At 64.0% G+C, this 8,992-nt stretch carries 11 protein-coding genes, 1 tRNA gene and 1 pseudogene; 8 read left to right on the top strand and 5 right to left on the bottom strand.

Annotated features, from left to right (window positions below):
- Nucleotides 1–191: 191 nt before the first annotated feature.
- Nucleotides 192–806: a ribonuclease D gene (locus JWR89_RS00535; protein WP_299710373.1), complete on the bottom strand. Its 615-nt coding sequence runs from the start codon at nucleotides 804–806 to the stop codon at nucleotides 192–194.
- A gap of 90 nt (nucleotides 807–896) precedes the next feature.
- Nucleotides 897–983 (bottom strand) — tRNA-Leu (locus JWR89_RS00530).
- A 165-nt stretch (nucleotides 984–1,148) separates the two neighbouring features.
- On the opposite strand from JWR89_RS00530, the gene JWR89_RS00525 reads away from it, so the two are divergent.
- Nucleotides 1,149–2,117, top strand: a complete 969-nt coding sequence (locus JWR89_RS00525) for a complex I NDUFA9 subunit family protein (RefSeq protein ID WP_299710371.1) — start codon at nucleotides 1,149–1,151, stop codon at nucleotides 2,115–2,117.
- A gap of 156 nt (nucleotides 2,118–2,273) precedes the next feature.
- Here JWR89_RS00525 and JWR89_RS00520 read toward each other — a convergent pair whose 3' ends face one another.
- Entirely contained in the window at nucleotides 2,274–3,083 is an 810-nt protein-coding gene (locus JWR89_RS00520; RefSeq protein WP_299710369.1) for an undecaprenyl-diphosphate phosphatase, read from the bottom strand.
- 204 nt (nucleotides 3,084–3,287) lie between these two features.
- Between JWR89_RS00520 and JWR89_RS00515 the strand changes: the two genes are divergently transcribed.
- Nucleotides 3,288–3,980 (top strand): glutathione S-transferase family protein, encoded by a 693-nt coding sequence (locus tag JWR89_RS00515; RefSeq protein WP_299710367.1) that lies wholly within the window; start codon nucleotides 3,288–3,290, stop codon nucleotides 3,978–3,980.
- A 178-nt stretch (nucleotides 3,981–4,158) separates the two neighbouring features.
- Nucleotides 4,159–5,283, top strand: coding sequence for a tRNA epoxyqueuosine(34) reductase QueG (queG, locus tag JWR89_RS00510; RefSeq protein WP_299710377.1), 1,125 nt, complete (start codon nucleotides 4,159–4,161; stop codon nucleotides 5,281–5,283).
- 129 nt (nucleotides 5,284–5,412) lie between these two features.
- Here queG and JWR89_RS00505 read toward each other — a convergent pair whose 3' ends face one another.
- Nucleotides 5,413–6,204, bottom strand: a complete 792-nt coding sequence (locus JWR89_RS00505; protein ID WP_299710365.1) for an alpha/beta hydrolase — start codon at nucleotides 6,202–6,204, stop codon at nucleotides 5,413–5,415.
- Nucleotides 6,205–6,230: 26 nt separating this feature from the next.
- On the opposite strand from JWR89_RS00505, the gene JWR89_RS00500 reads away from it, so the two are divergent.
- Complete coding sequence (locus tag JWR89_RS00500) at nucleotides 6,231–6,407, top strand: hypothetical protein (protein ID WP_299710364.1); 177 nt, start codon at nucleotides 6,231–6,233, stop codon at nucleotides 6,405–6,407.
- 68 nt (nucleotides 6,408–6,475) lie between these two features.
- Complete coding sequence (gene infC / locus JWR89_RS00495; protein WP_299710375.1) at nucleotides 6,476–7,015, top strand: translation initiation factor IF-3; 540 nt, start codon at nucleotides 6,476–6,478, stop codon at nucleotides 7,013–7,015.
- Between the two features lie 207 nt (nucleotides 7,016–7,222).
- On the opposite strand, the gene JWR89_RS00490 is transcribed toward infC, so the two are convergent.
- A complete protein-coding gene (locus JWR89_RS00490) occupies nucleotides 7,223–7,771 on the bottom strand; it encodes a hypothetical protein (protein WP_299710362.1) in 549 nt (182 codons plus the stop codon).
- A 199-nt stretch (nucleotides 7,772–7,970) separates the two neighbouring features.
- Here JWR89_RS00490 and rpmI point away from each other — a divergent pair, with 199 nt between their 5' ends.
- The 3 genes and pseudogenes from rpmI to JWR89_RS00475 all read left to right on the top strand — a co-directional run.
- Nucleotides 7,971–8,171 carry a 50S ribosomal protein L35 gene (gene rpmI / locus JWR89_RS00485; protein WP_299710361.1) on the top strand — a complete coding sequence of 67 codons (201 nt, stop codon included), beginning with the start codon at nucleotides 7,971–7,973 and terminating at the stop codon, nucleotides 8,169–8,171.
- Between the two features lie 69 nt (nucleotides 8,172–8,240).
- Complete coding sequence (gene rplT, locus JWR89_RS00480) at nucleotides 8,241–8,600, top strand: 50S ribosomal protein L20 (protein ID WP_143571377.1); 360 nt, start codon at nucleotides 8,241–8,243, stop codon at nucleotides 8,598–8,600.
- 151 nt (nucleotides 8,601–8,751) lie between these two features.
- Nucleotides 8,752–8,992 (top strand): annotated as a pseudogene (locus JWR89_RS00475) (phenylalanine--tRNA ligase subunit alpha); the annotation flags it as partial.

Raw genomic sequence — 8,992 nt, 5'->3', positions numbered from 1 at the left:
AGCAGCTGGCCGGGCGCCAGGGTGCGATAGAGGATCCAGCCGCCCATGGTCACGACGATGGCGGCGATCAGGGCGGGCAGCAGCTTGCGCGATAGGGCCACGCGACGCGAGCGGGCGCTCCAGCGCTGCATCGGGCCCTTGCTGTCGGTCGCGGTCGCCATGGGTTCAAGACGCCTTGCGCCGGTGTCAGGTCAAGCGTGAGCGAAGATGTCGATCTCGTCCCAGCCGGCGAGGTCGAGCTTGGCGCGCATCGGCAGGAAGTCGAAACAGGCCTGGGCGAGTTCGGCGCGGCCTTCGCGCGCCAGCATCTCGTCCAGCCGCCCGCGCAGGGAATGCAGGTTGAGCACATCGCTCGCCGCATAGTTCAACTGGTCCTGGCTGAGCGAGGGGGAGCCCCAATCCGAACTCTGCTGAGCTTTAGAAATGTCGATGCCGAGCAGTTCGCGGGTGACGTCCTTCAGCCCGTGACGGTCGGTGTAGGTGCGAGCCAGGCGCGAGGCGATCTTGGTGCAGTAGACCGGCGCGGTCAGCACGCCCAGGTGGTTGAGCAGCATGGCGATGTCGAAACGGCCGAAGTGGAAAATCTTCAGCACCGCCGGATCGGCGAGCAGGCGCTTCAGATTGGGGGCGTCATAGCCCGGCCGCGTCATCTGCACGACGTGGGCGTCGCCGTCGCCGGCCGAGAGCTGCACGACGCACAGGGGATCGCGCCCCAGACGCAGGCCCATGGTCTCCGAATCGATCGCCACGGCCGGGCCGAGATCGAGACCGTCGGGCAGATCGCCCTGATGCAGATGGTTGGTCAAGCAGAGAGCCTCCGACGACAAGTGTAAGGCGATTTGTCTTCAAAGGAGAAGGCGCCAAACCCGCGAGGCCCCGAAGGGCCAGAACGGGCATGGTGCCCAGGAGAGGACTCGAACCTCCACGGCCGTTAAGCCACTGGCACCTGAAGCCAGCGCGTCTACCAATTCCGCCACCTGGGCATGCCACGGGGGGCATGGAGGCGGTTAGTAGGGATCGCGGAAGCGCTTGTCAAATTGCTTCGACGCCGGCCAAATCCGCTGTACAGCTCACCCCCGTTGGCGTATCGCGAAACAGCCCAATTGCATGCAATTTGTCCGTTCGGACTGACTTCAAGGAACTGATCCATGGCTGCGCCCATCGACACCCTCGTCACGGTTTTCGGCGGATCCGGCTTCCTCGGGCGGCACGTGGTTCGCGCGCTGGTGAAGCGCGATTACCGGGTTCGCGTCGCGGTGCGGCGGCCGGAGCTGGCCGGACACCTGCAGCCGCTCGGCAAGGTCGGCCAGATCCACGCGGTTCAGGCCAATCTGCGCTATCCCGCCTCGATCAAGGCCGCGATTCGCGACGCCTCGATCGTGGTCAACCTGGTCGGCATCCTGACCGAAAGCGGCAAGCAGAGTTTTGACGCCGTACAGGCGCAGGGCGCGGCCGCCATCGCCCAGGCCGCTGCCGAGGTCGGCGCCCGCATGGTGCATGTTTCGGCGATCGGCGCCGACGAGAACTCCGAATCGGGCTATGCCCGCGCCAAGGCCGCCGGCGAGCAGGCCGTGCGCGCGGCGGTGCCGTCGGCATCCATCCTGCGGCCTTCGGTGGTGTTCGGCCCCGAGGACCAGTTCACCAATCGATTCGCCAGCCTTGCCCGGATCGCGCCAGTGCTGCCGCTGTTCGGCGCCGACACCAAAATGCAGCCGGTCTATGTCGGCGATGTCGCCACCGCCGTGGCCGACGCCGTCGATGGCAAGACGAAGGCCGGCGCGACCTACGAGCTGGGCGGGCCGGAAGTGCTGACCATGCGCGAGATCGTCGAAATCATCCTCGCCACCATCGAGCGCAAGCGGACGCTTTTGCCGGTGCCGTTCGGAATCGCCAAGCTGCAAGCTATGGTGCTGCAATTCGCACCGGGCGCGCTGAAGCTGACCCCGGACCAGGTGGCGCTGCTGCGCGTCGATAACGTGGTGTCGGAAGCCGCCAAGGCGGCCGGGCTGACGCTGGAAGGCCTCGGCATCGCACCGGATTCGCTGGAAGCCATCGCCCCGCAATATCTCTGGATGTATCGCGCGACCGGCCAGTTCGCGCATAACGGCGCGCATTGAGCCTAGGCTTCTCGGAGGTCGTCCCCGCGAAGGCGGGGACCCATACACGCTGTCGTACCGGCTAACACGCGGCGGCTTACGCCCGATTTTCTTCTTCGACTACCGTGGCTATGGGTCCCCGCCTTCGCGGGGACGACACGGAGTTTGTTGCGGGCCTCAGTATCCCAGCGCCAGCGCGATCAGGCCGAGCGTGCCGACGATCACGCGCCACCACGCGAACAGCGCAAAACCGTGGCGGGTGACGTAGCCCAGAAAGCTCTTCACCACGACGATGGCGGTGATGAACGACACCACGAAGCCGATCGCAATGATCAGCCCGTGATCCATCGAGAGATCGGCGCGGCTCTTGTAGAGATCGTAGACGAACGCGCCGGCCATGGTCGGGATCGCCAGGAAGAACGAGAACTCCGCCGCCGCGCGCTTCTCGGCGCCGAGCAACATCGCGCCGACGATGGTGGCGCCGGAGCGCGACACGCCCGGGATCATCGCCACGCACTGCGCAAAGCCGATCTTGAGATACATCGGCAGCGGAAACGTGGTGGCGTCGTGATAGACCGGGTTGAGATCGAGCTGATCGATCCACAGCAGGACGGCGCCGCCGACGATCAGCGAGAAACACACCACCCACGGATTGAAAAGGTAGCCCTTGATGAAGCCGCCAAGCGCGGCGCCGAGCACCGCCGCCGGCAGGAAAGCCACCAGCACGCCGATCACGAAGCGGCGCGCCTCGGGATTGCCGCTGAACAGGCCCTGCGCGATATGCCACAATTTGCCGAAATACAGCGCCAGGATGGCGAGGATGGCACCAAGCTGGATCAGGACCGCAAAGCTCTTCCAGAAACTGTCCTCGCCGAGATCAAAGAAACGTTCCGCCAGCAGCAGATGTCCCGTCGAGGAAACCGGAAGGAACTCGGTGACGCCCTCGACGACGCCGAGGATCACGGCTCTGATTGCATCAGACATCATGCTGTTGGTCCGTTCTGAATCGCCGCCCGGCCTGAAAAAGCCGGGTTCTTCTCGCCTATTCCCCGCACTGCCGCAATCGCAAAAAATAGTCATCGCGGGTTGCCTCGCACGCGCGCTTCGCTAGTTTGGCCCGCGCGGTTGAGCCATCCCGCATTTGTCAAAACGAGACGTTTTGTTAACGACCGCATAACTATCAAGGCCCTCATGTACACCCTCTACCACCACTCGTTCTGCCCCCAGTCGCGCTTCGTCCGCCTTGTCCTTGGCGAGTACGGGCTCGACGTGAAGCTGGTGGAAGAGCGCACATGGGACCGTCGCGAGGCGTTTCTGGCGCTCAACCCGGCGGGAACCACGCCGGTATTGCTGACCGACGGTTTTCCGCCGATTCCGAACGCCGCCATCATCGCCGAATACCTCGACGAGACCCATGGCCCGGCGATGCGCGACCGCCGGCTGCTACCGGTGGCGATGGCCGAGCGTATCGAGGTGCGCCGGCTGATGGCCTGGTTCAACGAGAAATTTTTCGAGGAAGCCTCGGGCCCGCTGGTCAACGAGCGCATCTACAAGCGCTTCATGAGCGAGGAAGACGGCGGCGGAGCGCCAGCGATGGAGGTGATTCGCGCGGCCACCGCCAATGTGCGCTATCATCTGGCCTATATCGGATGGCTGGCACGAACGCGAAATTTTCTCGCCGGCGACCGGCCGACCTATGCGGACCTGGTCGCGGCAGCGCATCTGTCCGCGATCGATTATCTGGGCGACGTGCCATGGAGCGAGGACGACGCGGCAAAGGCGTGGTACGCGCGGGTGAAATCCCGCCCGTCGTTCCGCCCGCTGCTGAGCGAATGGCTGGCCGGCGTGCCGGCGTCGCGGACCTATGTGGATCTGGATTTCTGATACACGGTCATCGTCGCGTGAGTTTCTTGCCCCGGACGCGATGCGATACGCAGTATCGCTTCGCAGAGCCGGGGCCGTCAAAATCGCCGGCGTTCGCGAAGGTCCCGGCTCTGCGGAGCGGCATGAAGAATGCCGCACCGCGTCCGGGACAAGCCAGAGCATTGGCCACGTGACGGACATCGCCACAACATCTCTGAAAGACTCGCTCGCACGCGAGGCCCGCGCACTCGGCTTCGACTCGCTGGGGATCACCGACCCCGATGCCATTACCGGCGTGCGCGAGCGGCTGGATGCGTTCCTTGCCGCCGGTGCGCATGGTCAGATGGACTGGCTCGCCGACAACCCCGGCCGCCGCGCCGACCCGAAGGTAATGTGGGCCGACGTGCGCTCGGTGATCATGCTCGGCGTCAATTACGGCCCCGATGAAAATCCGCTGGCAATTCTGGCGCAGCGGTCGAACGCGGCGATCTCGGTCTATGCGCAGGGCGACGACTATCACGACCTGATCAAGAAGCGCTTGAAGCTGCTGGCGCGCTGGCTGATCGCGCAGGCCGGCGGCGACGTGAAAGTATTCGTCGATACCGCCGCCGTCATGGAGAAGCCGCTGGCGCAGGCGGCGGGCCTGGGCTGGCAGGGCAAGCATACCAATCTGGTGTCGCGCGAATTCGGCTCGTGGCTGTTCCTCGGCGCGATCTTCACCACGCTGGAGCTGCCGCGCGATGCAGCCGTGGCCGATCACTGCGGCTCGTGCCAGGCCTGCCTCGATATCTGCCCCACCGCGGCGTTTCCGGCGCCGTACCAGCTCGACGCAAGGCGCTGCATTTCCTATCTGACGATCGAGAACAAGGGGCCGATCCCGCGCGAATTCCGCAAGGCCATCGGCAACCGCATCTATGGCTGCGACGATTGCCTCGCCGCATGCCCGTGGAACAAGTTCGCGCAAGCAGGCCGCGAGATCAAACTCGCGGCGCGCGATGAGCTGCGCGCACCGGGACTGGGGGAGTTGTCGAGGCTGGATGATGCGCAGTTTCGCGCGATGTTCACGAAGTCGCCGGTGAAGCGGATCGGTCGCGACAGGTTCATTCGCAATGTGCTGATCGCGATAGGAAACTCAGGGGATGCGACGCTGGTGCGTGAAGTGGAGCGACTACTCGACGACGACAGCGCGTTGGTGCGCGGCGCGGCGGTGTGGGCTCTGTCGGAATTGGGGCCAGTAAATGAATTTCAAGCGCGCATGGCTATCGCGGCGAGCGCAGAGACCGATGCAGGCGTTCGCAATGAATGGAGCGACGCCATCGCATAGGACGGATGGAACGCAGGCCCTACAGCCGTCATTGCGAGGAGCGAAGCGACGCGGCAATCCAGAAAGCGGTAAACGCCGTAAGAGCTGGATTGCTTCGTCGCAAGGGCTCCTCGCAATGACGGCCGGGAGTTACGCCTCCGACAACTCACTCACCGCCGCGATAATCCTGGCCAGATCCTGCGGACGCGAGAGCCGGTGGTCGCCGTCGGGAATCACCGTCAGCACGACATCGTCGCTGGGCAATCGTTCGGCCAATCTGAAGGCATGCCGCCACGGCACGTCCGGATCCTGCCGGCCTTGCAGGATGCGTACCGGGCAGCCGAGATCGATGGCGCCGCCGAGCAGCAAGTGGTTGCGGCCCTCCTCGATCAGTTGGCGCGTGATCGGATAGGGCTCGCCGTATTCGGACGGTCGCATCCAGACACCCGTGGTCTCGATCTGCTCGCGAGCCTCCGGCGAAAATCCTTTCCACATCAATTCTTCCGTAAAATCCGGCGCCGGCGCGATCAGCACGAGACCCTTCAGCGTGGCGCGTCCCACCGTGCCGCGGCGGGCCAGCGCGCGCGCCAGCAGTAGCGCCATCCAGCCGCCCATCGACGAGCCGATCACCACCTGCGGGCCCTGACAGGCCGCGTCGAACACCGCGAGGCTGTCCTCGAGCCAGCGGCCGATGGTGCCGTCCACGAACGCGCCGCCGGACTCGCCATGACCGGAATAGTCGAACCGCACGCAGGCACGGCCGTGCTCCGCTGCCCAGGCGTCGAGCGCCAGCGCCTTGCCGCCCTGCATGTCGGATTTGAATCCGCTCATCCAGAACAGGCCGGGCGCGGCACCCTCGCGGCCACGCACCGCGATGCGCCGCAGGTCACCGCCCTGGCCGACGTCGATGAAGGTCGGGCCGCTCGAAACCGTTATGCTCATGAAACAAACCTCGCTGGATCTGCTGTTTGATTGAGCAGATCGCGGCCGTCAACGCCGATGCTGCAGTGCGTTTCGCGGTGCTCGCCGCTTGCGCAACGGCCAATCCGGCTCTATGTCGGCTGCATCCGCCCTATCCGGCGCGCTTTTGGCGCCGCCGGAGGCAGAACACCCTGTATTCGAGTGATTTGCCGCGTACTGCGTGAGTTTGCTTGCTCAAAACCCCTTATTCCGTCACACTGCGCGCTTCCTTCACAACATTGGAGAGTTACCCATTCGCCGTCCCAACAGAGCCCCGCCCGCCGCAACAAAAGACGGGCCGCGCACCAACGATGAAATTCGCAACCACGAGATCCAGCTGATCGATCAGACGGGCCTGAACCATGGCAACGTCGAAACGATCACCGCCATCAAGATGGCGATGGAAGCCGGCATGGATCTGGTCGAGATTTCGCCCAATACCAGTCCGCCCGTATGCAAGATCATGGACTACGGGAAGTTCAAGTATTCGGCCCAGAAAAAGGCCGCGGAGGCCCGCAAGAAACAGAAGATTGTCGAGATCAAGGAGATCAAGCTCCGGCCGATGATCGACGATCATGACTACGAAGTGAAAATGCGCGCGATGCAGCGCTTCTTTGAAGAAGGCGACAAGGTGAAGATCACCCTGCGCTATCGCGGACGTGAAATGGCGCATCAGGAAATCGGCACCAAGCTGCTCGACAAGGTGAAGGCGGACGTCGCCGAATACGCCAAGGTCGAACAGGATGCGCGCTTTGAAGGCCGCCAGGTCGTGATGGTTCTGGCGCCGCGCTGATCGCGAATTGCCACCCCTGAAAAGATTTCGGCCCGTCAGTTTCCTGGCGGGCCTTTTTCTTGCCCGTCATTCCGGGGCGCGAGGACGAAGTCCGAGCGAACCCGGAATCGTGAGATGTTCAGAACAGTACGAGGTTCCCCGCCACTCCAATTGGAGTGGCTGAGGTTCGCGGTCGGCTGCGCCGCCCGCGCTCCGGAACAACAGAGCTTAGCCTTCGCGCAACGCTTCCCAGCGGCCGCTGCAGGCGGTGGTGGACGATTTTCCGGTCCACTGGCCGCTGCCGGAATTGCCGGCGAGCTTGCCGCTGGCGTCGGCGCGCTGCTCGCCGCGAGTAATGGCCACGCTGACGGTACCGGCCTCCGCCACCTTGCCCGAAATCTGGAAGCTGCCATCGCCGCCATAGCTGACCACGCCGCCAACAACCTTGACCGGGTAGCTGTAGGCCGGGTCGCAATTGCCGGCCTCGGTGATGATGGTGACCTTCCAGTTGCCGTCATGGGTCGGGGCGGCATGGGCGGCGCCGGCCAGCGCGATCGCGGCGGCGATGCCGGCGGCGATGCCGGCGGCGGCGAACAGCCATTTCAAGGTGGTAAGCGCCTTGGCATCCGGCTTGATGGCAATCGCCTTGGCTTGCTTTCTGGAATTCCTGACCATTTCGTCATCCCGCGTTTCGTTCTTGTTGTCCTGCAACAGATAGGGACGAAAACGCATTCCGGCCAGTGTGGCGTGACCGCACGCCAGGCGAGTCTTAAGCAACGTTAATCGTTGCCAATTCGCGCCTGCTCTGCCATAAGCCCAACCTTCATCGGCCGGCTGATCAAGGGCTGCCGTGTCGATGCCCGTGCTGACTTCTTCCGTGAGGCAAAAAGTCGAGCACTTTCAACGCTCTAGCGAGCATTTTAGCCGGCGCAGCGCCCCTCGGGCGCACTAGGCGTGCGGGCCATAGGAGAGCCAAATGCCCAAGCTGAAGACCAAGTCGGGCGCTAAACAGCGCTTCAACGTGACCGGAACAGGCAAAGTGATGGCCGCCCACGCCGGCAAGCGCCACGGAATGATCAAGCGGACGAAAAAGCAGATTCGTCAGCTCCGCGGGACCCGCGTGCTGTTCAAGACCGATGGCGACAACATCAAGAAGTATTTCTTGCCGAACGCCTAGGCTGCCACGTCATCACGGCCGCGTCCGCGCGGCATCCTGTTTCCCATTTTGAACTGAAGGAGATCAGTCATGGCTCGCGTCAAACGCGGTGTGACGGCTCACGCCAAGCACAAGAAAGTCTACAAGGCCGCCAAGGGTTTCCGTGGTCGCCGCAAGAACACCATCCGCACCGCCAAGCAGGCCGTCGAAAAGGCAGGCCAGTACGCCTTCCGCGACCGCAAGCGCAAGAAGCGCACGTTCCGCGCGCTGTGGATCCAGCGCATCAACGCTGCCGTCCGCCCGCTCGGCATGACCTACAGCGTGTTCATCAACGGCCTCGCCAAGTCTGGCGTGCTGGTTGACCGCAAGGTGCTGTCGGATCTCGCGATCCACGAGCCCGCGGTGTTCACGGCGATTGCCGAGAAGGCCAAGGCCGCGCTCGCGGCTTAAGGCTGATACTGCGAAGCAGTTTGCTTTGGACGTCATGGCCGGGCTTGTCCCGGCCATCCACGTCTGAGCGCCCTGAACGTGGATGCCCGCGACGAGCGCGGGCATGACGGCGGAGAGGCAGGGGTAGACCTCTCTTAACGAGGTTTCGCTCATGTCCGATCTGCAGACTCTCCAAACCCAAATTCTCGCCGATATCGCAGGAGCCTCCGATGAGGCCGCCATCGAGGCGGTGCGCGTTGGCGCGCTCGGCAAGAAGGGCTCGATCTCGGCGCTTCTCTCCACGCTCGGCAAGATGTCGCCGGAGCAGCGCAAGACCGAGGGCGCGGCGATCAACCTCGCCAAGGATGTGGTGACGCAGGCGCTGACCGCGCGCCGCGATATCCTGAAGAACG

It is taken from the genome of Tardiphaga sp., assembly GCF_028290785.1.
Taxonomy (GTDB): domain Bacteria; phylum Pseudomonadota; class Alphaproteobacteria; order Rhizobiales; family Xanthobacteraceae; genus Tardiphaga.
This window is presented reverse-complemented; position numbering and strand designations above follow the sequence as displayed.

What these genes read in the sequence shown, in the direction of transcription:
- JWR89_RS00520 (WP_299710369.1), bottom strand. Translation starts at nt 3,083, where the DNA reads ATGATGTCTGATGCAATCAGAGCCGTGATCCTCGGCGTCGTCGAGGGC.
- JWR89_RS00525 (WP_299710371.1), top strand. Translation starts at nt 1,149, where the DNA reads ATGGCTGCGCCCATCGACACCCTCGTCACGGTTTTCGGCGGATCCGGC.
- JWR89_RS00505 (WP_299710365.1), bottom strand. Translation starts at nt 6,204, where the DNA reads ATGAGCATAACGGTTTCGAGCGGCCCGACCTTCATCGACGTCGGCCAG.
- JWR89_RS00515 (WP_299710367.1), top strand. Translation starts at nt 3,288, where the DNA reads ATGTACACCCTCTACCACCACTCGTTCTGCCCCCAGTCGCGCTTCGTC.
- rplT (WP_143571377.1), top strand. Translation starts at nt 8,241, where the DNA reads ATGGCTCGCGTCAAACGCGGTGTGACGGCTCACGCCAAGCACAAGAAA.
- rpmI (WP_299710361.1), top strand. Translation starts at nt 7,971, where the DNA reads ATGCCCAAGCTGAAGACCAAGTCGGGCGCTAAACAGCGCTTCAACGTG.